This is a genomic window from Nocardia sp. NPDC050710, assembly GCF_040654375.1.
Lineage (GTDB): Bacteria > Actinomycetota > Actinomycetes > Mycobacteriales > Mycobacteriaceae > Nocardia.
Genome location: NZ_JBFAHV010000028.1, coordinates 71,519 through 95,361, shown reverse-complemented (window position 1 = coordinate 95,361; position 23,843 = coordinate 71,519). Strand labels below are relative to the sequence as shown.

The window sequence follows — 23,843 nt, the reverse complement described above, 5'->3', positions numbered from 1 at the left end:
TCGGATGAGATCAATGGAGGTGCGATGGCGAGCCGGTCCGTACCGCAGCCTCCGTTCTCAGCGGAACTGCTGGCCGATCTGCACGCCGATAACGTGGCTCCGGAGCTCAGCGCCCAGCTGTGGCCCGTGGTGCGCAACGATTCGGACGCGCTGAGCTATCTGTGCGCCCTCGACGACGTCAGCGCCCATATCCACGCGTTGGGCCGCGAGGAACGCATCATCCACGCCATGCCCGCCGACGTGGCGGCCCGGTTGGATCGGTTCGTCGACGAGCTCGATCTGTCCGAAGATCCCACCGATCGGGTGGCGACCGTCCATCGGCTGCCCTCGGCCGTCTCGTCACCCGGAATATCCAGCGCACCAGCCGATTCAGAGGACCGGACGGAACGCATCGCCGCGCCGATCGACCTGAACGAACGCCGCGGCAACCGGCTGCGCTGGCTCGCCGCCGCGGCCGCCGCCATCGCGGTGATCGCGGGTGTGGGGGCCGGGGCGCTGCTGCTGCGCGGCAACGAGGCCACGCCGACCGCGCAACCCACCCCGAGCAACCCGATCGACGACGAGCTGTCCGCCACCGTCGCCCTCGCCGCGCTCGGCCGTAACAATGTCACCGGTCCGCTCGGCAGCCAGGCCGCGCTGACCCGTTGCGTGCGCGCGGCCGGCCTGGAGCGCGTCATCCTCGGCTCCACCGACATGACCTATCAGGGCAAGAACGCGGTGCTGATCCTGCTGGCCGGCCCGAACCCGCCGAAGATCACCGCGCTCGTCGTCGGCCCGGGCTGCTCGACCGGCGATCCCCAGGTGAGGAACATCACCGACATCGGTTGAGCCGGACCACTCGATCGGACTCTCGCGAAACCCGTTAGCGCGCAGTACGGCCGAGAGCGCCGCACAGCCGCAGGCCGGAACGTCGTCCATCGGCATAATGGGGGCAGGCGGTAGCGTCCGCACGGCGGGAACAAGGCCGTTTAGGCTGTTGTTGACCCCCATGTCCCACAGCATTCTCTCGGAAGGGCCCCATGAGTACGCCAGTTCGCGACCTCATCATCGTCGGCTCCGGACCTGCCGGCTACACGGCCGCCGTCTACGCCGCCCGCGCCGAACTACAGCCGCTGCTGTTCGAGGGCACCCAGTTCGGTGGCGCGTTGATGACCACCACCGAGGTGGAGAACTTCCCCGGCTTCCGAGACGGCATCATGGGCCCGGATCTCATGGAGGAGATGCGCGAGCAGGCCAAGCGATTCGGCGCCGACATCCGCACCGAGGATGTGGACGCGATCGATCTGACCGGGCCGATCAAGACGGTGACCGTCGGCGACGAGACCCATCAGGCGTACGCGATCATCCTTGCCATGGGTTCGGCCGCCCGCTATCTGGGCGTACCGGGCGAGCAGGAGCTGCTCGGCCGCGGTGTCAGCGCCTGCGCCACCTGCGACGGCTTCTTCTTCAAGGGTCAGGACATCGTGGTGGTCGGCGGCGGCGACTCGGCCATGGAGGAGGCGACCTTCCTCACTAAATTCGCGTCCAGCGTGACCATCGTGCACCGGCGCGAGGAGTTCCGCGCCTCCCGCATCATGCTGGAGCGTGCCAAGGCCAACGAGAAGATCAAGTTCGTGCTGAACGCCGAGGTCGCCAAGGTCAATGGCGATACCAGCGTGACCGGTCTGACCCTGCGCGACACCCGCACCGGCGAGGAGTCGGAGCTGGCCGCGACCGGCCTGTTCGTCGCGATCGGCCACGATCCGCGCAGCGAACTGGTCAAGGGCCAGGTCGAGCTGGACGACGAGGGCTACGTACAGGTGATCCATCCCTCCACCGCGACCCGGGTGCCCGGCGTCTTCGCCGCGGGCGACCTGGTCGACCACACCTACCGCCAGGCGATCACCGCCGCGGGCACCGGCTGCCGCGCCGCCATCGACGCCGAGCGCTGGCTCGCCGACCAGGGCGATATCACCGCGAACACGCTGGACCACGCCGGGGAACCGGTCGCGGTGCCCGCCAACTGATCTCGCTTCACAGCTTCACCCATTACAAGGAGATATCCATGTCCGACAGTGCCAAGACGGTCACCGTGACCGACGCGTCCTTCGCCGACGACGTGCTGCTCAGCGAGAAGCCCGTACTCGTCGACTTCTGGGCCACCTGGTGCGGACCGTGCAAGATGGTGGCCCCCGTACTGGAGGAGATCGCCGGCACGCATGCGGACAAGCTGATCGTCGCGAAGCTGGACGTGGACGCCAACCCGGATACCGCCCGCGATTACAAGGTCCTTTCCCTGCCCACTATGATGCTGTTCTCCGGTGGTAAGCCGGTGAAGCAAATCGTCGGAGCGAAGGGCAAAGCCGCCCTGTTGCGCGAACTCGAAGGCGTCATCTGACGCTTCGGTGTCCGTGCCGTTGTGAATTCGAGTCTCCAAAGGACGCCGTCATCAGACGACGCGCCGTAGGATGCCTGGACCCCGGTAATTGCTGAATTCCGGGGCAGGTCTGAGACAATCGACCACGCGCCGTGAGCGACGGCCCCGAAGGCGGTAGCCTGCGTTACCACGAGGGGCCCCGTGAACGGCGCGAATAGAACACAGCTCCGGTCGTGCGAAGGTGTACCCCATCGCATGAGTGGGTACCCGGGTTGACGGAAGGAAAGGGCTCTCACGCATGCACCGACTTCGTCACGGCGATACAGGTCCAGCCGTCGCAGAGGTTCGGAGCACCCTGGCAAGTCTCGGGTTCCTACACACGCACGCTGTCGGTAACGATCAGGCCGATGCGCGGGAGTACTGGAAGGACACCGAAGCCTCCTTCGACCACCAGCTCGACTCCGCCATCCGCGCGTTCCAGCAGCATCGCGGTCTGCTCGTCGACGGGGTCGTCGGCCCGGCCACCTACCGGGCCCTCAAGGAGGCCTCCTACCGGCTCGGTGCCCGCACGCTGATCTACCAGTTGTCCGCACCGCTGTACGGCGACGATGTGGCGACGCTCCAGCGCAGGTTGCAGGACCTCGGTTTCTACGTGCATCGGGTGGACGGCTACTTCGGGCCGCACACCCACGAGGGGCTCACCGCATTCCAACGGGAGATCGGACTGTCCGCCGACGGTATCTGCGGTCCGGATACGCTGCGTTCGCTGGAGTTGCTCGGCGCCCGCGTCACCGGTGGCAATCCGCACCGGATCGCCGAGGAAGAGGTCGTGCACCGGGCCGGGCCGCAACTGACCGGTAAGCGCATCGTCATCGATCCGGGCCTCGGCGGTCCGGATAAAGGCCACGCGGTCCCCACCGAATATGGCGACGTCTACGAATCGGAGATCCTCTGGGATCTGGCCAGCCGGTTGGAGGGCCGGATGGCCGCAACCGGTATGGAGACCTTCCTGTCCCGGCCGTGGGGCGCCAATCCCACAGACGCCGAACGGGCCGAAACCTCGAATGCCTTCGACGCGGATCTGATGATCTCGCTGCGTTGCGCCACCAACCCGAGCCCGCTGGCCAATGGTGTGGCGGGCTTCCACTTCGGTAATTCACACGGTTCGGTCTCGATGATCGGCCAGGTGCTCGCCGGATTCATCCAGCGCGAAGTGGTGGCGCGAACCTCGTTGCAGGACTGCCGGACCCACTCGCGCACCTGGGATCTGCTGCGCCTCACCAAGATGCCGACAGTACAGGTGGACATCGGTTACCTGACCAATGAATACGACGCCTCAGTGCTCACCAACCCCCGGATGCGCGATGTCATCGCCGAGGCCATCCTGATCTCGGTCAAGCGGCTCTACCTGCTCGGACAAGACGATCAGCCCACCGGCACATACACTTTCGCGGAACTACTCGCCGAGGAGCTCGCGGCCGCCGACCGCGTATAGCGGGCTCCACCGCACGGACTTTCCGAATACAGTGCGCCCCTGCCGACCACGTGTCGACAGGGGCGCATTGGTCTGTCAGCAGCCCGTCAGGGCACCCCGATCCGGGTGGGGACGGTCAGGGAGGCAGCGGCGAGCAGCTGGTCGAGGGCGCGCTCCACGTCTTCCTTCCAGCCGTGGTCGGAGTTGAGCTCCAGCCGCAGACGGGGGAATCGGTGGTGCGCCGCGACGACCTCGAAGCCGACATCCTCCAGGAAATCGGCATCGATCATGCAGGTCTCGGGGGAGCACCCAGCGGAACGGGATTCCCGGACCGGGGCGCCGATGCGTTCCATCAATCGCATAGAACCGACCGTCCGGTCTGACATGGCCTTACTCGGCGGCCCGGTGCGAATCCCGAAGGCCTCCAGCGCGCGCACGCCACGACGCACCAGATCGGACACCACGGCCTGAAGCAGCTGGTGGGCTACATCGGCATCCTGATACGGGAATTCGGACCGCAGCGTGGTCAGCAGGACCGCGTCCGGGCTGACGGGGGAGGTGGGGAACAGTGACGCCCGCGGCACCGCGCTCGGTGGCGAATACAGCGCACACCCCGCGACCTTGCCGTCCACATTCGCCACCTGGCCGCATGAACCCCACTCGAGCATGACGGTGGAAAGCCAGGCCTCCTTCTCGAAGACCGGGTCACTGAATTCGCGGGAGTCCTCGGCCACGGCGGGATCGATCTCCCAGAAGACACAGCGCCGGGCGTGCGCCGGGAGCTGATCCACTCCGCCGAGGGTAAGTGCTGTGACGCTGGTCGACACCGCTCTGCTCAGCCTCCAGCTGTCCGATTCTTCGATCACACCGCATCACTATTTTCTCGCCAGCAAGAATAAGCGATCAACGAGATCCCGCCTCATTCCATGTCGCTGTGCTGTTGGTCAGGAGCCCCGATGTGAACCACCGGGCCGCCTGTCGCGGCACCGTCACAGTGACGTTTCCGCGCCAGGCCCATGCTTTCCGGACACACGGGGCAATTTTTGCCACATCTGTCACATATCGAGCTGTTGCTGCTCCATCAGGCCGACGATGCGCTCGAGATCTTCGACCGACCCGAACTCGACCACAATCCGTCCCTTCCGCTTGCCGAGACTCACCGTGACTCGGGTATCGAAGGATTCCGACAGCCGCTCGGCCACATCCTGTAAACCCGGCATGTGAATCGGCTTGCGTCTCGGCGTCGGGGGAGTGGCGGCATCCGGATCGCGGTTCGCCAGCGTGACGGCTTCCTCGGTGGCACGAACGGATAGCCCCTCGGCGACGATCCGCGCGGCGAGCACCTCCTGCGCGTCAGCACCCGCCTCCAGACCGAGTAGCGCACGCGCATGTCCCGCGGACAACACGCCCGCCGCAACCCGCCGCTGCACCGGAATGGGCAGTTTCAGCAGTCGGATCATATTCGTCACGACCGGCCGGGACCGGCCGATCCGCGTCGCCAGTTCCTCATGGGTGACGTCGAATTCCTCGAGCAGCTGCTGATAAGCCGCCGCCTCTTCCAACGGATTCAGCTGCACCCGATGGATGTTCTCCAGCAGGGCGTCGCGCAGCATCGACTCGTCGGCGGTCTCGCGGACGATGGCCGGGATGGTCTCCAGCCCGGCCTCTTGGCAGGCGCGCCACCGTCGCTCGCCCATAACGAGCTGAAAGCGGTCCACGCCCGGTTCCAGCCTGCGCACCACGATCGGCTGCATCAAACCGAACTCGCGAATCGAATGCACGAGTTCGGCGAGCGCCTCTTCTTCGAAGACCTGGCGCGGCTGCTTCGGATTCGGCTCGATCTGATCCGGGGCGATCTCGCGGTAAACCGCTCCGCCCTCTGTCAGCCCGGCCTCCTCCTCGGGAGTCTCGGCGGGGTCGGGAACCCGGTGCAGATAGGCCGAGGCCGGCTGCGGACCGATGGGATCGAGACCGATCACGACATTCGCCGCGGCGCTGCCGAGCCCCGGAGTAGCCGCCGGCCCGGTCGGGATCAACGCCGCCAGACCGCGCCCTAGCCCACCCTTCTTCGCCTGACTCATCGGCCTACCGATCCCTTCTCGTTCGCCAAACACCAACCCCGGGGAGGGGTCACGCGCCCTCCGCTACCTGTCGCGCAATGGCCCGCTGGGCCATCTCTCGACCGGCATCGAGATAGCTCATCGCACCCCGGGAGCCTGGATCATAATCGAGCACCGTCATTCCGTAGCCCGGTGCCTCGGAGACCTTGACGCTGCGCGGAATTACCGAGCGCAGCACCACATCACCGAAGTGACCGCGCACCTCCTCTGCGACCTGGTCGGCCAACTTGGTACGGCCGTCGTACATCGTGAGGATCACCGTCGAGACATGCAGCTCGGGATTCAGATGCGCCTGCACCAATCCGATATTGCGGATCAGCTGACCGACACCCTCCAGCGCGTAGTACTCACACTGGATCGGGATCAGCACCTCCTTGGCCGCGACGAGTGCGTTGACCGTCAGCAGACCGAGCGATGGCGGGCAGTCGATCATCACGTAATCAATGTCGTAGCCCGCGATATTGGCCTCCTGAATGGCGGCCTTGAGCCGTCCCTCCCTGGCCACCATGGAGACCAATTCGATCTCGGCGCCGGCTAGGTCGATGGTGGCCGGAATGCAGAGCAGGCGCTCGCTGTGCGGACTCTGCTGGATGGCGTCCTTGACCGAGACCTCGCCGATGAGAAGTTCGTAGCTCGACGGGACGCCCGAATGATGCTCGATGCCGAGCGCGGTACTCGCATTGCCCTGCGGATCGAGATCGATCACGAGCACGGTCATCCCTTGATGCGCCAGCGCGGCCGCTAGATTCACGGCGGTTGTCGTCTTTCCGACGCCACCCTTCTGATTAGCGATGGTGATGATGCGTTGCTCGTGCGGTTTCGGCACTGTCACCTTTCCTGGATGCAATATCTGGCTTGCGCGCTGAGCTTCGGCCGCGATCGGGGTCTCACTGGGGGAGATGTGCCCGAACGGTGTGCTTCCGAATGCCTCCGCATCGAGATTGCTGGAGTCCAGCATCCCCGGCACGCGCGACATAGTTTCCCGTGAAACATTCGCCGGACCGCTCGACATAGACAGCTCCTAACCCGAGAACTTCAGACCACGTGCAACCGACAGGCGCCGACGACGTGTCTTCAACAGCTGTGTCGAATCAACCATGATGCTCGATCGGGGGCCGCGGCGCCTGACAGACCGAGCGCAGCCCGCGCCGCTGTGACACCCACAATCCCTCCGTGGCACCTACGCTCACGCCCGACGCACACTAGCTTGCCAGCACCGAGCGCGATAAGAAAGCTGAATCGCGGCACTACGCAAAGGACCACACAAATCTGCGCCCAAATCCGGGGGCACGCCATGTTTCACATGAAACATCGACTCCAACAACGCGGTTCCACGCCCGCCTTTCATGGGGCCGCGCCACACCGCAACCGAAGCGCCACCACCGTCCCGCAGTCGCCACCACCCAACCCCTGCACCCACTTTCATCACTGTGACGCTAGGCTCCAGGACTCCACCCTGCCCGGCGTCGGACTCAGATCCAATCCAGGACCGAAAGCCAGTGATGGCGAAGCCAGTCCGATCGCTACAACATCTGCGCTGGGCACCACGATGCGTCGCTATTCAACGACGCGACCACTCGACAACACCGCGGCCTGCGATCAGGGCTGGGGGGTATCCGCGATTGGCGAGGAACGGTCTGCGAATCTCCTTGCGCCGCTGCGGTGGGGACGGGACCGGCGCGCCGCACTGGTGGCGATCTCCGGGCTGGAAAGTCTCCGTTGAGAAGCGACTGGCGTGCGAGCTGCCGTGCAGGCTGTCGTGCGGGCTGTCGTGGGGGTGCGGTCTATCACCAGAGTCGGCCAGTCACTCGAGTCGGCTTAGTTCGGTGGTCCGGGGAGTCCGGTGGTCCGGGGAGTCCGGTGGTCCGGGAAGTCCGGTGGTCCGGGAAGTCCGGTGGTCCGGGAAGTCCGGCGGTCCGGGAAGTCCGGCGGTCCGGGAAGTCCGGCGGTCCGGGAAGTCCGGCGGTCCGGGAAGTCCGGCGGTCCGGGAAGATCGGCGGTCCAGGAAGATCGGCGGTCCAGGAAGATCGGCGGTCCAGGAAGATCGGCGGTCCGGGAAGATCGGCGGTCCGGGAAGATCGGCGGTCCAGGAAGATCGGCGGTCCAGGAAGATCGATTGCTGCTGTCTCGATCCAACGCTCGACTCCGACCGCCCGATCCGAACCTGCGGCCGCAGAAGATCGTTCCACGAGGAACGCCGGTCCGCGCACTGAACTCCAACCGCCCAACCCCAATCTGTTGGCCGCGGGCGGTAATCGGGATCGACCACCACCGCGGTGCAGCCCGCCACGGGCGTCGGCCAGTCACCCGAGTCTGCAAGTTCTACTTCCAGTCACAGCGTTTCGCGAAGGGTTTTGTCAGCCGTTGAACTCCAGCAGAGGACATCCCGAATCCGTGGCAGCACTCGATCATTGGGACCGTTCTCTGCTAGATCGTGTGCCGGGCGTGCGCGTTGCCGGGCGTGCGCGTTGCCGGGCGTGCGCGTTGCCGGGCGTGCGCGTTGCCGGGCGTGCGCGTTGCCGGAGTCGCCCGTTGCCGAGGTCACGCGTCGTCGAAGTCAGCCCGCCACTGGACTCGAACAACCACCCGACCCGAACCAATGCACCACCGCTCGGCTCGCTCCACTGATTGGCTCGGACTTCCGCCGCCGTCAGCCCGCCATTGGAGTCACCCGTTCGCGTGAGTCGGCCATCTACCGGGCACATCTCAGGGCTCCTTCGATGGATTCGGGTGGTCGGTCGATACGTGTCCGGCCCTCGGCTCGGAGTGTTCAGGGATACGCAGCAACCGCAGTCGTCCGGTCGGTGCTCACGGCCCGTCGCGAGGCTTTCTCGTCCCAGTTCGAGCGGGAGGCTCGACCTCGGAAGGACGCCCGGCTCGGACCGCCATCGTGCCCTGGCCACCATTCGATTCGCCCCCGGCAATCTGGGCTGCCCGTCCAGTCCTGCGCTCCGTCGTGGGTGGTTTCGCCCCGTCGGGGGAGCCCACTCGCTGCGGCAGTCGGCGAACCACTGGGATACGTCGGCCACCGCTGCGCATCCCTCAGCTGACGCTCCCTGGAATCCGTCGATCGGCGGGCTCGACCGGCAGGCTCGCCCCGACCGGGAGGCTCACCCCGACCGGCAAGCTCACCCCGACCGGCAGCCCGTCGCGTGGGGATTCGCGCTTGCGGGTTCGAACCTCTTTGCGTTGGTGACGGAAGTCGCGGTCCGGCATGGGTCGCGGCCGCCGAGGAGATCCGATGGGCTGTCCTGGTCGGCCCTTTCGCTTCGGCACCCGATGGGTTCCGGCGTCCATGGACTCGGTCACTCGGGTGGGTCGGATGCCCGCAGAGATCCGTCATCAGACTCGGACTGTTCATCGGTTCGGGCCCAGCGCTGGCCCCGTCGATCGGTCACGTCGCCGCGTCGGTCGAGTCGCGCTCATCGCCCAAGTCACCTGATCGGCCGTGTCGCCCATGTCATCCGGTCGGTCGGGTCCGGCCCAACGTCCCGCTTGCGAACACGACTGACGATCGGGCGAGATCGGCTTCTGCGCATGACCTGCGATGGCGCGAATTGCGCACCATGGTCGAGCATTCACCGGCGGGCGTCGGGTGGACGGCTGCGATGTCGGCCCTGTGGTTTCACGGGAAACATGCGACGACAGCCGGAACTCCGCGACGGTCCGCGGCGGGGAGACGCCGGATCAGTTCTTGACGCCGCGGGCTCGTTCAGCGCGACCGCTCTTGGCCGCGGCGACGCGACGGGTGGATCCGCCCTCGGCTCGGCGACGGGGGGCACGCTCGGCGCGGGGGAGTCGCTCGGCGCTGATCACCAGGGTGGGTGTGGAGGCGATGCCTGCGCCGCATTCGAGGACTTCGGCGTTGCCCGCACCGGCTCGTGCCAATGCCTCGCCGTCGCGTGCGAGCTCCTCGGCCGCGCTGACGCCCTTCAGTGCGAGCATACGTCCGTGGTCGCGGAGGAGGGGGAGTGACCATTGCGCCAGTTTGGCGAGTGGTGCGACCGCGCGGGAGGTGACGACGTCCGCGCCGCCGGCTTCCTTCATCACCCCGGACTGCTCGGCCCGGCCGCGCACAACGGTGATGTCGAGTCCGACCGATTCGATGAATTCGCTCAGGAAGATGGTGCGGCGTAGCAGTGGCTCCACCAAGGTGATCCGTAGGTCGGGACGGGCGATGGCGAGCGGGATTCCGGGGAGGCCGGCACCGCTGCCGATGTCGACCACGCTTGCCCCCTCGGCGATCAGCTCGCCGATCACCGCGCAGTTGAGTATGTGTCGATCCCAGAGCCGCGGCACCTCACGTGGACCGATCAGCCCCCGCTCCACCCCGGCGGTGGCGAGCGCCGCGCAGTATCGGCGGGCGATCTCCAACCGGTCGCCGAAGACGGCCGCGGCCGCGGCCGGTGGCTCCAACTCGGTAGGCAGGGCGGCGCTTCCACCGAGATCTCGTTCCACGTGAAACATCCTTCCGAGCTCGAGTCGATCAAATGGCAAGTGGTCCGGAGCGCGGCGTGCGCCTCGTCCGGGGAGCGGTTGGGCGCCGGACATGGAGAGGGCCTCCGGTCCGAAGACCAGAGGCCCATCCAACCACTCCCGTCAGGGTGACGAAACGTCCGTCCCCGGAAGGTTGCCCGAAACTAGGCGGGAACGACCACCACGTGACGGTTCGGCTCCACGCCTTCACTCTCGCTACTGACCCCGTCGACGGCGGCCACCGCGTCGTGCACGATCTTGCGCTCGAACGGCGTCATCGGGGCCAGCGGCTCCGGCGCGCCCGATTCCAGTACCCGCTGCGCGGCAGCGGTGCCCAGAGCACTCAGCTCCTCGCGACGCTTGGCACGCCAGCCCGCCACGTCGAGCATGAGCCTGCTGCGGACACCGGTGGCCTGCTGGACGGCGAGCCGGGTCAGTTCCTGAAGCGCGTCCAGCACCTCGCCATTGCGGCCGACGAGCTTCGTCAGGTCGCGGCCACCGTCGATGCTCACGATGGCGCGGTCGCCCTCGACGTCGAGATCGATGTCGCCGTCGAAATCAAGCACATCGAGCAACTGCTCGAGGTAGTCGCCAGCGATCTCGCCCTCCTCGATCAGAGCTTCCTCGGTGTCGTTCGCGACGTCGTCGGGCTCGGCCCCGGCGTTCACCATCGTCGTCGCCACTGTGGCGTCCCCTCCGTCTGTCTCAACAGTCATTTGGTTTCCTTCATCTGCTCATCGCGCACGCCTGGCGATCGCCGCCGGGTGGTACGCGATCAAAGGGTTGCTCAGGGATCGGTGGGCCCGTGGGCCGTCGATCATGTGTTCAGCGCCGACGCTTCTGGTTGGCTCGGCCCCGACTGCCCGGACGCTTCTGGCCACCCGGCCTGCGCTGTCCGGACCCGCGATTGGCACTCTTCGAGGTGCCGTTGGTGGACGGTTCGGCGTCCACCGACTCGTCATCGGCGAGCGCGGAGTCGGCCGTTTTGGCGTCGACCGCGGTCGACTTCTTCTTCGTACTGATCGGCTTGGCGCCTGGCTTCGGGGCGTGCTGCGCGCGCTGCTCGAGCTTGGCCTGCTTCTTCGCTTTCTCTTCTTTTTCCATCCGACCGAAGACGAGGTGCTGCTGACCGTAAGTCCAGATGTTGTTGGCGACCCAGTAGAGCAGGATGGCGATCGGCAGGAAGGGACCACCGACGAGCACACCGAGCGGGAACACCCAGAGCGCCAGCTTGTTCATCAGTGCGGCCTGCGGGTTGGCGGCCGCCTCCTCGGACTGCCTGTTGACCGAGGCGCGAGCGTTGAAGTGCGTTGCCAGACCGGCGATCACCATCAGCGGGATGGCGACGAGGGCGATGCTCAGGCGGGACGGGATGCCGCCGTAGTCGGCGAAGGCCTGCAACTCGGCGGTGGGGGTGGTGATGAAGGCCGAGATCGGCGCACCGAAGATGCGGGCGCTCAGGAAGGACTGGACATCGGCCGCGCTGAACACATAGTTCGCCGTGTTGGCGTTCTCCTCGGGCGACATGCCCAGCTGCCCGAAACCGTGACCGGTCCGGTTGAACGAGCGCAGCACGTGGAACAGACCGAGGAAGACCGGCACCTGGGCCAGGATCGGCAGGCAGCCCATGAGCGGGTTGAAGCCGTGTTCCTTCTGGAGCTTCTGCATCTCCAGCGCCATCTTCTGGCGGTCGTTCTTGTACTTCTTCTGCAGCTCCTTGATCTGGGGCTGCAATTCCTGCATCTGCTTGGTGGTGCGCACCTGCTTGACGAACGGTTTGTAGAGCACGATGCGCAGCGTGAAGACCAGGAACACCACACCGAGCGACCAGGCAAGACCACTGTCCTTGCCGAGGCCGGGGATGGCCGCGAAGACTCGATGCCAGAACCACAGGATCCAGGACACCGGGTAATAAATGAAGTCGAGCACGGCTCTATGCACTCCCGTCGTTCGTGTCGCCGATCACCGCGTGCGGTGATCCTTTACAAGCGTGTGGCGCCGACGCGGCAGGGTCGGCGGCTGCCTCGTTCCGGCTGCGCACGCGGCGCTCCGGGACGGGGTCACACCCACCAGGGTGCCAGGGCGCACATTTGGCCAATCGCACGACCGTCAATCCGAGGCCGATGAACAGCCCTCGGGTACGCAGTGCGGTGACGGCGTATTCACTGCAGGTCGGGGTGAAGCGACACACCGGCATCCGCGTGGGGGAGACGTAGGTCCGGTACAGCTCGATCAGGAAGATCAACGCGCGGACCGGGAACCGGCCGAGGATCGCGAGTGCGCTGCGTCTCTCGGCGCGCTCGCTCATGACCGCTCACCCGATTCTCGGGCCACGTCAAGTGTGCGCCGAATCGGTTCCGATCGGCGCGGTAACACGTCGAGTTTGCGCAGCGCTCCGCGGATCTGACGCAGTAGCTCGGCCGAATCCACCTCCGCGGCACCGGGCAGTGCCCGGATGACGACATCGGTTTCGGCGGGCAACTCCGCGATCACGGTGGCGCACATATGACGCAGGCGGCGGGCCACGCGGTGTCGTACCACCGCGGGGCCCACCGCCTTGCTGACAATCAATCCGAACCTCGGTCCGCCCACGCGAACCATCGACCCGGCGGCTACCGGATCGCCGTTTCGTCCACTCGCGCCCACGACTCCGTCATACCCGTGCACAAGCGCGTGTACGACCAGATCTCGCCTCCCGATTCGCTGGCCGCGGCGCACCGTCCGGGAGAAGTCGGCACGATGATGCAACCGATACGGCTCAGGCAACACCCGAGCGTCCGAAAGCGAGGATCAGGCAGTGAGTTCGGCGCGGCCCTTGCGGCGACGCGCCGAAACGATGGCGCGACCCGCACGGGTGCGCATCCGGAGGCGGAAGCCGTGAACCCGCGCCCGACGACGGTTGTTCGGCTGGAACGTCCGCTTGCCCTTGGCCACGGTCAACACTCCTCGAGTTGGTGGGCGCCATTCGGCGCCCGAAGCTTGTCGGTGATACGTATGTGCGCGATGAATCGCTCTGTGGTCAACATCGGCGCGCGTCGGTCCTGGCGCACAGTTGGTCGTTAGACCACAACGCGGTCAGCACAGGACCGCCACCGCACCAAGGGGTGACTGTACGAGGGTACTGATCCGCTCATGACGGGTCAAACTCGGCCCAGCTCCCCGCGCCTCGCCGCATCTTCAGGCCGGACCGACCGTCGCATCGGCGGCTTGCGATGTGGTGGCGGGCAGGTTGGTTGGCAACTCCATACTGACGCAGTCGATCCATGATCGTGAGTTCGTCCACACCCCTATGCGTCCGCTACCGGAACGCCACAGATACGTTGCCGGATGGTTGCTGAAGAACCCCAGGTCGGGGCCGTACACCGGGCAACTCCGAGCTCATTTCACATTTCCCCAGGGTTGTCCACATCTGTGGATAATTGTGTGGAAAGACCCCTGGAGTGGCATATTCGTAGGGCCGACGGTGCCTACGCCGCCGCTCCGAACGGGGGATTCGAGCGGCGACCGAACCGGCTACGGACGTACGCGGATCACTTTATCCACCATCCACGGTAGATGCCCGCGTGCCCCGGCCGTCTGCTCCTATCGACCTACTTCCGGGGAGGAAACTGCATGGACGACGAGCAGAACGTGTTGGCCACCGTGTGGCCCGAGGTGATTGCTGAACTCACCACCGGTTCGACCGACGGCGCGATCCCGGCGGTGACCAGAGCACAGCAGGCATGGCTGAAGCTGGTCAAGCCGATCACCGTGGCCCAGGGCTTCGCCCTGCTCTCGGTGCCCTCGTCGCTGGCCCAGGAGGCCATCGAACGCGATCTGCGTGAACCGATCCTGCGCTCGCTGGGGCGTCGGCTCGGTCCCCAGGTGGAGGGGCTCGGCGTGCGGATCGCCGCACCGGCCACACCCACCACCGACCGATCCGGCGCCAACCCCCGGCACGCGCGGATGACGAGCAGGCCGGAGCGCTCGCGGGAGGCGCCGCGCGGTCCGGTCGGGGAGTTCCCGGGTCGCGGGGACTACGCGCCGCCGCGGTACGCCGCCCCCGCCGATTTCGCCCCCGCGCCCGATTACTCCTCCGGGACCCCCGACTACGCGCAGGCGCCCGAGTACGCATCGGCGCAGGAGTACGTGCCCGTCCAGGAGTACGCGGGCGCGGACGACTACCCGACGAACGCGTATCAGGTTGCGCCGCCCACCGACTACGCCGGTCCGGCGACGGACGTCCCGCCCCCGCCGCGCCGGGACGCGGGCCAGCACTCGCGTCGCGATGCCGCCCCGCCGGGACAGGAGTCCCTGTTCACCCCCGAACCCGCTCCGATGCGCGGACGTGGGCCGGGGCGCGATCACGCGACCGATCCCGCGATCGCCGCGGCGCACGAATCGGTCCGCGAGCCGGAGGCGCCGGAACACGGCGACGACGAGCCCGTGGTCAATGTGCACAACTCCTGGCCGACGTACTTCACCAAGTCGCAGGAAACCCCCGCGCCGCCGTCCTCCTCGGCCAGCTTGAACGCCAAGTACACCTTCGAAACCTTCGTCATCGGCGCGTCCAACCGCTTCGCACACGCCGCGGCGGTCGCCATCGCGGAGGCGCCCGCACGCGCCTACAACCCGTTATTCGTTTGGGGTGCTTCGGGTTTGGGTAAGACCCACCTGTTGCACGCGGCCGGCCACTACGCCCAGCGACTGTTCCCGGGCATGCGGGTGAAGTACGTCTCCACCGAAGAGTTCACCAACGACTTCATCAACAGCCTGCGCGACGACCGCAAGGTGGCGTTCAAGCGCCGCTACCGGGAGACCGACATCCTGCTGGTCGACGACATCCAGTTCATCGAGGGCAAGGAAGGTATCCAGGAGGAGTTCTTCCACACCTTCAACACCCTGCACAACGCCAATAAGCAGATCGTGGTCTCCTCCGACCGCCCGCCCAAGCAGCTGGCCACCCTGGAGGAGCGGCTGCGGACCCGGTTCGAGTGGGGCCTGATCACCGACGTGCAGCCGCCGGAGCTGGAGACCCGCATCGCGATCCTGCGTAAGAAGGCGCGCATGGACCGGCTCGACGTGCCGCACGACGTGATGGAGCTGATCGCCAGCCGGGTCGAGCGCAATATCCGCGAACTGGAGGGTGCGCTCATCCGGGTGACCGCATTCGCCTCGCTGAACGGCCAGCCGCTGGATCTTCCGTTGGCCGAGGTGGTGTTGCGCGACCTGATGCCGGAGACTGCGGCGCTGGAGATCAACGCGGCGACCATCATGGCGGTGACCGCGGAGTACTTCAACACCACGCTGGAGGAACTGACCGGCCCGGGTAAGGCTCGTCCGCTGGCGCAGGCGCGACAGATCGCCATGTACCTATGCCGTGAGCTCACCGATCTATCGCTGCCGAAGATCGGTCAGGCCTTCGGCCGCGACCACACCACCGTGATGTACGCGGAGAAGAAAGTCCGCAAGGAGATGACCGAACGACGCCGGGTCTACGACCAGGTTCAGGAACTCACAGCCCGAATCAAACAGCGCTCGCGCTGAGCTTCGCTAACACCCCAGCACCGCCTCTGACCAGGGGCGGTGCTTTTTTGTGGGTTGTGGATTCCTCGAGGAATCCCTGTGGAGTCCTCGAGGAATCCACCTAGTTGTGCACCGATTCGTGCACAGGCGGGGGAGTGAGCTCCGTGCACAGGACTCACAGGCGGTAGTCCCCAACATCCACAGCGAAATCCACACACAGGCACTGACCAGCGAACCCGCGGAGTTGTGCTTGTGGAATCCTCGAGGAGTCCGTGTGGAGTCCTCGAGGATTCCTCGAGTTGTCCACCAGTCGGTGCACACGTGTGAACAACCGGGTGAATCCGGTGGAACAACTCGAGGAGCGCTCGAGGATGAACGTGGGACAGATTCGGAACCTCCACAGACCCCTCGTGTTCATCCTCGAGTCACCCGACGGTCATCCCCATGGCACCACACCGTTTCACCAGCGGATACGGCCGAACTCCACAGATTCCACAGTGCCTACTACTACTTCAGTTCTTCTCATTAGAGATCTCTCTTGAAAACAGGGTGTGTGGAAAGTCGATCGGTGAGCATCGGCTCCGGAGCTGGTCCCGTCCCCAGGCATGGAGAAGGACAGTGATCGATGCGCACCGCGGTTCCGTCGCTCGACGTCCACTCCCGAGAGACCGACCAAGCGCACCGCCCTTCCCGGAGGGTCGGACTAGGTAGTTGCGGGCTACGCGGGTACGGTTTGGTGTCGGTCGCCTGTGCCACACTTTGTGGGGCGGCTGATCCAGCACCCCTTACGAGAACCACACGCTGACGAGCCGACACGGATCACGGAACTGGGAGAGGAAATTCGGGCGATGGAGCTTGCAAGCATGAAGTTTCGGGTCGCCCGAGAGGATTTCGCCGAATCCGTCGCCTGGGTCGCGCGCAGCCTGCCGTCCCGGCCTCCCGTTCCGGTACTCGGCGGTGTACTGCTCGTCGCGAGCGAGGACGGTCTCACCGTCTCCGGCTTCGACTACGAGGTCTCCGCGCAGATGCGCGTCGCGGCCGAGGTCGCGGGTCCGGGTGAGGTTCTGGTCTCCGGCCGACTGCTGGCCGATATCACCAAGGCTCTGTCCAACAAGCCCGTAGACGTTTCGGTGGACGGCACCCGCGTGCTGATCACCTGCGGCAGTGCGAAGTTCTCGCTTCCGACCATGCCCGTCGAGGACTATCCCCAGCTGCCCGAGGTGCCGCAGCAGACCGGTGAGCTGAGCGTCGACGTCTTCGCCGAGGCCGTCGGTCAGGTCGCGGTCGCCGCGGGACGCGATGACACCCTGCCGATGCTCACCGGCATCCGGGTCGAGATCGAGGGCTCCGACGTGGTGCTCGCGGCCACCGACCGCTTCCGGCTGGCGGTGCGCCACATCGAATGGAAGCCCACCCGCAGCGATATCGAGACCTCGGTGCTCATCCCCGCGCGCACACTGTCCGAGGCCGCCAAAACCCTTGGCCCCTCCGATGCGCCGGTGCAGTTGTCGCTCGGCACCGGCTCGGGTTCGGACGGACTGCTCGGCATCGTGAACGCCGGGCGCCGTACCACCACCCGGCTGCTCGACGCGGAATTCCCCAAGTTCCGTCAGTTGCTCCCCAAGGAGCACACCTCCATCGCCACCCTCGCGGTCTCCACACTCACCGAGGCCATCAAGCGCGTCGCCCTGGTCGCCGAGCGCGGGGCCCAGGTGCGGCTGGAGTTCTCCAGCGAAGGTCTGTTGCTGTCGGCGGGTGGGGATGACGCGGGACGCGCGGAGGAATGGCTCGAAGCCGATTTCCGCGGTGAATCGCTCACCATCGCGTTCAACCCCGGATACCTCATCGACGGACTGTCCGCGCTGCACTCCGACCGGGTGACCTTCGGATTCACCACCCCGAGCCGCCCCGCGGTCCTGCTGCCCGCAGGCGAGGAGGAGCCCGAGGTGCTCGACTCCGGGGCGTTCGCCGCGCTCTCCAGCCCGTACATCTACCTGTTGATGCCGGTGCGGCTGCCGGGCTGAGCGTCTGTGCACAACCGGGTTCCACACGGTTCGGAACCGAGCCCGGTTCGGGTGCCGTCATCCGGCGTGGTGGGATAGATCCATGTTCATCCGAGCACTGTCGCTGCGCGACTTCCGCTCCTGGGAACAGGCCGAACTCGAATTATCCCCAGGCCGAACGGTTTTCTTGGGATCGAATGGGAATGGCAAGACCAACCTGCTCGAGGCGGTCGGCTATCTGGCCACGCTCGGTTCGCACCGGGTCGCCGCCGACGCACCCCTGATCCGGATGGGCGCCGACCGGGCTCGGATCGGCGCCACGGTCGTCAATACCGGCCGTGAACTGCGCATCGACCTGGAGCTGAACCAGGGCGCGGCCAATCGTGGCCAGATCAATCGATCCCCGGTGCGTCGGCCGCGCGAGATTCTCGGGATCCTGCAGACGGTGCTGTTCGCACCGGAGGACCTGGCGCTGGTGCGCGGCGATCCGGGCGAGCGACGCCGCTTCCTCGACGAGTTGTGCACAGCCCGTCTCCCCAGGCTGGCCGGCGTGCGCGCGGATTACGACCGGGTGCTTCGACAGCGTTCAGCACTGTTGAAAACCGCTGGGCGACAGGCCAGATCGAAGTCGGATCTGAGCACCCTCGATGTGTGGGACGGACATCTGGCCGCGCACGCGTCGGTGCTGCTGGCCCAGCGTTTGCGGCTGGTCCACGAGCTGTATCCCTATCTGGCGCAGGCGTACAGCTCGATCGCGCCCGAATCCCGGCCCGCCACAATCGGATACCGCAGCTCCTATCTGCCGTCCGAGTTGCTCGACGCGGCCCGTGCGCCGCAGCCCGACGACACTGCGGCGTTGGAAGCCGTTGTGCTACGCGAATTGGGGGTCGCACGGCCGAAGGAACTGGATCGCGGGGTGTGCCTGGTGGGTCCGCATCGCGACGACCTCGACCTGGTGCTCGGTGACGCCCCCGCGAAAGGTTTTGCCAGTCACGGCGAATCGTGGTCGTTCGCGCTGGCATTGCGGTTGGGTGCGTTCGAGTTGTTGCGCGCCACCGGCGCCGAACCGGTGCTGCTACTCGATGACGTATTCGCCGAACTCGATCGGCGCAGGCGCACCGCGCTCGCGGAGGTCGCGGTGGGCGCCGAACAGGTGCTGATCACCGCGGCGGTGCGCGAGGACGTCCCCGCTGAACTCGCGGCCATACCGATGCGGGTGGAGACGTTCGGCGAGGCGACCCGGCGTACCTCCCGAATCGTCGAGCCCGCGGCCGAATCCGGCTCCGGCTGACGATCCGGGATGGGTTGAGCGCAAATCTATACACAGAAATGCCGTCTTTTATCCACATCTGGGGATGAAAGACGTCGGGGACCCCATCATCTTGTAGCTGTCGGGCGGCTCGCGGGCGGTATCCGTGACCGGCTTCCCGGGTGACGCTCCACGGCCGAACGAGTGCGCTGTCGGCTCGCTCCCGTAAAGTTGCCCCGAGATTCGGCCGTATCCCGATCATCCCCAGGAACTGTGGATAACTTGGGCACGGCGACCAGCATCCGGGTAGCGCGGGAGCCGTCGAACAACCGGCGCGATCCTGTGGAACCCACGGTGAGCGGGGCGAACAGGTGTTCGACAGTGGTCGTCGATATGCCCTCGACCACGGGTTTCGGGTTCGAGGGGATCACCGGGCGGCTGGGGACAAAGTAGGCGAAGCTGGGGACAACCCCGGTGCAGGGTGAACGGAGCGTGCCGATGACGGATCAGCCGGAGCAGGGCGCCGGTGCACCGCAGCCGGGTCCGGAACCGGAGTTGCGCGGCATCGATCTGGCCCGGCGGGCACTGGAGGAGGCCCGCGCCGCCGCCCGTGCCAGCGGCAAATCGGTCGGTCAGGGCCGGGCCTCGCCGAAGCGGTTGCGTACCGGGGCCAGGCGGCGCACCGGCTGGTCGGGCGCGCGCCCGGACGATCGTGATCCACAGCTGCTGTTCAAACTCGCCGGTTCCATCGCGAAGAACCGCGGGTGGTCGGCGAAGGTCGCCGAGGGCATGGTCTTCGGCCGCTGGCCCGCTGTGGTCGGTGAGGACATCGCGTCCCATGCCACGCCGGTGACATTGAAGGACGGCGTTCTGAGCATTGCCGCCGAGTCGACCGCATGGGCCACCCAGTTGCGCATGCTGCAGGGGCAGATCCTGGCGAAGATCAATGCCGCCGTCGGCCAGGGTGTGGTGACCTCGCTGAAGATTTCCGGCCCGGCGGCCCCGAGTTGGCGCAAGGGTGAGCGGCACATTCGCGGCCGCGGCCCACGTGACACCTACGGATAACGCGGGGCGTGTTCGCGGGGGAGGGTTGATCGCGAGCCTGGCGAATACCTGATACCAGGTGTTACGTTAACTTCGATATCCGCGGGACACCGGCAGCGAACGGGTCGCGAGTTTCACGTGGAACGCCCCTCGACCCGATGTCGCGTCCAGTGGTGCCTCGCACCGGTCCGCCGATGTCGTGCCGAAACGACCGCTCGGAAGGCGAATTCGATGACGAACACCAGTTCCGGCCCGTTCCCGGCCAATCCGACCACCAGGGTGCGCCGCGGCGATATCGAGCTCGCAGTCTTCGAATGCGGTAACCCCGTGGGTACGCCCGTCCTGTTGGTGCACGGCTGGCCGGATACCCACGTGCTGTGGAGCCGGGTGGCCGAACTTCTCGCCGCCGAGCATCGGGTGATCGCCTTCGACAACCGCGGTGCGGGCGAGAGCACCGTCCCGGCCGAGGTCGCGGCCTATCGCATCGAGGAACTCGCCGCCGATGTGCTGGCGGTCGCCGACGCGGTCGCGCCGGGTCAGCGAGTGCATGTGCTCGGCCACGACTGGGGTTCGGTGATCGGCTGGGAGCTCGCGGCCGCCCCGCGGCCGCGGAGCAGGTCGCATCCTTCGCCTCGGTCTCCGGCCCGAACCTCGACTTCCTCGGCGCGTATCTGCGCGGCCCGTTCTCCCTGGCACGTCTGCGTGGTTCAGTGGCGCAGGGCGTCGCCTCCGCCTATACGGTCGCGTTCCAGGTTCCGGGTCTGCCGAATCCGGTGTTGCGCGCACTCTCCGGCCGGTGGCCTCGCTTCCTTGCCTTCTTCGACGGTCTCGACCCGGCGCTGGTGCACACCGCGCCTACCCTGCGAGCCGACATGATCAACAATCTGAAGCTGTACCGCGCGAATATCCGTGCGCATCTGGGTAATCCGCGGCCGCGGCGGATCGATCTGCCGGTCCAGCTGATCGTCTCCACCGGCGACAGGGCCGTGCGTCCGGTGGTGAATGCCGAGGCAGGCCACTGGGTATCGGATCTGACCCGCACCGAAATCTCGGCCCGGCACTGGTCGCCGATCTCGCATCCCGCCGATCTCGCCCGCCACACCGCCGAATTCGCGGCGCGCGTCGGGCAGCGCACCAGCTGAGGGGTGCGCAACTTTTCCGGCATCCGGCTAGTGCGGCCTGAGTGCTCGGAGACGCGGGCTAAACCTCGATTCGGCTGACCGGACTCGTCGCGGGTCGATTTCTCGCAGCCACGGAGCTGTCAGGGGTGTCGTAGGTGCATCGTGGCTCGGGCTTACCAGTAGGATGGTGGCGTAACTAGCGGCGAACCTTCGGCGCGTTCCGCACAGCTCGCGCGTGGACCCGTATTTCAGGATAGTCAAGACCTCGGGCCCCACCGGTGCTGTCCGACCGCTGCGCCGAGGATCAGCAAGTAAGGAGAGCTACCGACCAGTGGCTGCCATGGACTCCAACGAATCGGGCTCGACCAAAGCGACATCCGGCAAGCAGGACTACGGTGCTTCCTCCATTACGGTCCTGGAAGGGCTCGAGGCGGTCCGCAAGCGTCCGGGTATGTACATCGGCTCCACCGGCGAGCGCGGCCTGCACCACCTGATCTGGGAAGTCGTCGACAACTCCGTCGACGAGGCGATGGCCGGATACGCCACGCGGGTCGACGTGAAACTGCTGGCCGACGGCGGTGTCGAGGTCATCGATGACGGCCGCGGCATCCCCACCGGCATGCACGCGCAGGGTGTGCCCACCATCGAGGTGGTCATGACCCAGCTGCACGCCGGCGGCAAATTCGACGGCGAATCCTATGCGGTGTCGGGCGGTCTGCACGGCGTCGGCATCTCGGTGGTGAACGCGCTGTCCAGCCGGCTCGAGGCCGAAGTGGACCACGACGGCTACCACTGGACCCAGGAATACAAGGATTCCAAACCAGGCAAGCTGTTCCAGGGCGAGCCGACCAAGCGCACCGGTACCACCATCCGGTTCTGGCCGGACCCGGAGATCTTCGAGACCACCACCTTCAACTTCGAGACGGTGGCGCGGCGCTTGCAGGAGATGGCGTTCCTGAACAAGGGACTGACCATCACCCTCACCGATGAGCGGGTCGCGGACAACGACATCACCGACGAGGTGGTCAGCGATACCGCCGACGCGCCCAAGCACGCCGAGGAAGGCGCCGAGGCCGCCCCGCCGAAGGTGAAGACCCGCACCTACCACTACCCGGGCGGGCTCGAGGACTTCGTCAAGCACATCAACCGCACCAAGACGCCGATCCACAACTCGATCGTGTCGTTCAGCGGCAAGGGCACCGGGCACGAGCTCGAGGTGGCCATGCAGTGGAACTCGGGTTACTCCGAGTCCGTGCACACCTTCGCCAACACCATCAACACCCACGAGGGCGGCACGCACGAGGAAGGCTTCCGCGCGGCGCTCACCACGGTGGTGAACAAGTACGCGAAGGACAAGAAGCTCCTCAAGGAGAAGGACGGCAACCTCACCGGTGACGACATCCGCGAGGGCCTCGCCGCCATCGTGAGCGTGAAGATCGCCGATCCGCAGTTCGAGGGCCAGACCAAGACCAAGCTCGGCAATACCGATGTGAAGGGTTTCGTGCAGCGCACCTGCAATGAGCACCTGACGCACTGGTTCGAGGCCAATCCGGCCGATGCGAAGACCATCGTGACCAAGGCGGTTTCGTCCGCTCAGGCGCGGGTCGCCGCCCGCAAGGCGCGCGAGCTGGTGCGCCGCAAGTCGGCCACCGATCTGGGTGGTCTACCGGGCAAGCTGGCCGACTGCCGGTCCAAGGATCCGAGCAAGTCCGAGATCTACATCGTCGAGGGTGACTCCGCCGGTGGCTCGGCCAAATCCGGCCGCGACTCGATGTACCAGGCGATCCTGCCGCTGCGCGGCAAGATCATCAATGTCGAGAAGGCGCGCATCGACCGGGTCCTCAAGAACAACGAGGTCCAGTCGATCATCACCGCGTTCGGCACCGGCATCCACGACGAGTTCGATATCGCCAAGCTGCGCTACCACAAGATCGTGCTGATGGCCGACGCCGACGTGGACGGCCAGCACATCTCGACCCTGCTGCTGACCCTGCTGTTCCGCTTCATGCGGCCGCTGGTCGAGCACGGGCACGTCTACCTGGCGCAGCCGCCGCTGTACAAACTCAAGTGGCAGCGGGCCGATCCGGAGTTCGCCTACTCCGATCGCGAGCGCGACGGTCTGCTCGAGACGGGTCTGGCGGCGGGCAAGAAGATCAACAAGGACGACGGCGTGCAGCGCTACAAGGGTCTCGGCGAGATGAACGCCAAGGAACTGTGGGAGACCACGATGGACCCCGCGGTGCGGGTGCTTCGTCAGGTGACGCTCGACGACGCGGCCGCGGCCGACGAGTTGTTCTCCATTCTGATGGGCGAGGACGTCGAGGCGCGTCGCAGCTTCATCACCCGCAATGCCAAGGACGTTCGCTTCCTCGACGTATAGCGGTGCGAGCGACGGGCCCAGAGGAGGTAGCGGAGCGTAACCACGAAGGGCCCCGCAAACGCCGCAAATCGAATACGCCGGTGTGAATTCCGCTGTAGTTCAGCCTTTCACGCCA

The 23,843-nt window shown here is 66.3% G+C and carries 20 protein-coding genes; 11 read left to right on the top strand and 9 right to left on the bottom strand.

Translation table 11 applies throughout. The features are described 5' to 3' along the window. Window positions 1-24 precede the first annotated feature (24 nt). The 4 genes from AB0H61_RS33570 to AB0H61_RS33555 all read left to right on the top strand — a co-directional run bounded on the left by AB0H61_RS33570 (window position 25) and on the right by AB0H61_RS33555 (window position 3,851). A complete protein-coding gene (locus AB0H61_RS33570) occupies window positions 25-828 on the top strand; it encodes a hypothetical protein (RefSeq protein WP_357311772.1) in 804 nt (267 codons plus the stop codon). A 191-nt stretch (window positions 829-1,019) separates the two neighbouring features. Then, window positions 1,020-2,006, top strand: coding sequence for a thioredoxin-disulfide reductase (gene trxB / locus AB0H61_RS33565; protein WP_357311771.1), 987 nt, complete (start codon window positions 1,020-1,022; stop codon window positions 2,004-2,006). Between the two features lie 38 nt (window positions 2,007-2,044). After that, complete coding sequence (trxA, locus tag AB0H61_RS33560) at window positions 2,045-2,377, top strand: thioredoxin (RefSeq protein ID WP_357311770.1); 333 nt, start codon at window positions 2,045-2,047, stop codon at window positions 2,375-2,377. Between the two features lie 277 nt (window positions 2,378-2,654). Continuing rightward, a complete protein-coding gene (locus AB0H61_RS33555) occupies window positions 2,655-3,851 on the top strand; it encodes an N-acetylmuramoyl-L-alanine amidase (protein ID WP_357311769.1) in 1,197 nt (398 codons plus the stop codon). Between the two features lie 86 nt (window positions 3,852-3,937). On the opposite strand, the gene AB0H61_RS33550 is transcribed toward AB0H61_RS33555, so the two are convergent. The 9 genes from AB0H61_RS33550 to rpmH form a co-directional block, all read right to left on the bottom strand. Next, window positions 3,938-4,657 (bottom strand): GNAT family N-acetyltransferase, encoded by a 720-nt coding sequence (locus tag AB0H61_RS33550; RefSeq protein ID WP_357311782.1) that lies wholly within the window; start codon window positions 4,655-4,657, stop codon window positions 3,938-3,940. Between the two features lie 228 nt (window positions 4,658-4,885). Next, complete coding sequence (locus tag AB0H61_RS33545; RefSeq protein WP_357311768.1) at window positions 4,886-5,911, bottom strand: ParB/RepB/Spo0J family partition protein; 1,026 nt, start codon at window positions 5,909-5,911, stop codon at window positions 4,886-4,888. 49 nt (window positions 5,912-5,960) lie between these two features. Beyond that, on the bottom strand, window positions 5,961-6,962 hold the full coding sequence (locus AB0H61_RS33540; RefSeq protein ID WP_357311767.1) for a ParA family protein: 1,002 nt from the start codon (window positions 6,960-6,962) through the stop codon (window positions 5,961-5,963). A gap of 2,675 nt (window positions 6,963-9,637) precedes the next feature. Next, the gene (gene rsmG / locus AB0H61_RS33535) at window positions 9,638-10,417 is read right to left on the bottom strand and encodes a 16S rRNA (guanine(527)-N(7))-methyltransferase RsmG (protein WP_357311766.1); all 780 of its coding nucleotides are present in this window, start codon (window positions 10,415-10,417) and stop codon (window positions 9,638-9,640) included. A gap of 173 nt (window positions 10,418-10,590) precedes the next feature. Beyond that, window positions 10,591-11,097 carry a protein jag gene (locus AB0H61_RS33530; RefSeq protein ID WP_357311781.1) on the bottom strand — a complete coding sequence of 169 codons (507 nt, stop codon included), beginning with the start codon at window positions 11,095-11,097 and terminating at the stop codon, window positions 10,591-10,593. A gap of 154 nt (window positions 11,098-11,251) precedes the next feature. Next, window positions 11,252-12,355: a membrane protein insertase YidC gene (yidC, locus tag AB0H61_RS33525; protein WP_357311765.1), complete on the bottom strand. Its 1,104-nt coding sequence runs from the start codon at window positions 12,353-12,355 to the stop codon at window positions 11,252-11,254. Between the two features lie 4 nt (window positions 12,356-12,359). After that, a complete protein-coding gene (gene yidD, locus AB0H61_RS33520) occupies window positions 12,360-12,734 on the bottom strand; it encodes a membrane protein insertion efficiency factor YidD (protein ID WP_357311764.1) in 375 nt (124 codons plus the stop codon). Beyond that, on the bottom strand, window positions 12,731-13,195 hold the full coding sequence (gene rnpA / locus AB0H61_RS33515) for a ribonuclease P protein component (protein WP_357311763.1): 465 nt from the start codon (window positions 13,193-13,195) through the stop codon (window positions 12,731-12,733). Before rnpA ends, yidD begins: the two co-directional genes overlap by 4 nt. A 21-nt stretch (window positions 13,196-13,216) precedes the next feature. Further along, window positions 13,217-13,360 (bottom strand): 50S ribosomal protein L34, encoded by a 144-nt coding sequence (rpmH, locus tag AB0H61_RS33510; protein ID WP_005516618.1) that lies wholly within the window; start codon window positions 13,358-13,360, stop codon window positions 13,217-13,219. Between the two features lie 678 nt (window positions 13,361-14,038). On the opposite strand from rpmH, the gene dnaA reads away from it, so the two are divergent. From dnaA to gyrB, 7 genes are all read left to right on the top strand, one after another. Then, complete coding sequence (gene dnaA, locus AB0H61_RS33505) at window positions 14,039-15,952, top strand: chromosomal replication initiator protein DnaA (protein ID WP_357311762.1); 1,914 nt, start codon at window positions 14,039-14,041, stop codon at window positions 15,950-15,952. An 827-nt stretch (window positions 15,953-16,779) separates the two neighbouring features. Continuing rightward, complete coding sequence (dnaN, locus tag AB0H61_RS33500) at window positions 16,780-17,955, top strand: DNA polymerase III subunit beta (RefSeq protein ID WP_357311761.1); 1,176 nt, start codon at window positions 16,780-16,782, stop codon at window positions 17,953-17,955. Between the two features lie 82 nt (window positions 17,956-18,037). Then, complete coding sequence (recF, locus tag AB0H61_RS33495; protein WP_357311760.1) at window positions 18,038-19,225, top strand: DNA replication/repair protein RecF; 1,188 nt, start codon at window positions 18,038-18,040, stop codon at window positions 19,223-19,225. A gap of 456 nt (window positions 19,226-19,681) precedes the next feature. Further along, a complete protein-coding gene (locus tag AB0H61_RS33490; RefSeq protein ID WP_357311759.1) occupies window positions 19,682-20,248 on the top strand; it encodes a DUF721 family protein in 567 nt (188 codons plus the stop codon). Between the two features lie 210 nt (window positions 20,249-20,458). Continuing rightward, a complete protein-coding gene (locus tag AB0H61_RS33485; protein WP_357311758.1) occupies window positions 20,459-21,103 on the top strand; it encodes an alpha/beta fold hydrolase in 645 nt (214 codons plus the stop codon). Beyond that, a complete protein-coding gene (locus AB0H61_RS33480; RefSeq protein WP_357311757.1) occupies window positions 21,100-21,369 on the top strand; it encodes a hypothetical protein in 270 nt (89 codons plus the stop codon). The genes AB0H61_RS33485 and AB0H61_RS33480 overlap by 4 nt, the downstream gene beginning before the upstream one ends. 319 nt (window positions 21,370-21,688) lie before the next feature. Beyond that, a complete protein-coding gene (gene gyrB, locus AB0H61_RS33475; protein WP_357311780.1) occupies window positions 21,689-23,728 on the top strand; it encodes a DNA topoisomerase (ATP-hydrolyzing) subunit B in 2,040 nt (679 codons plus the stop codon). Window positions 23,729-23,843 lie beyond the last annotated feature (115 nt).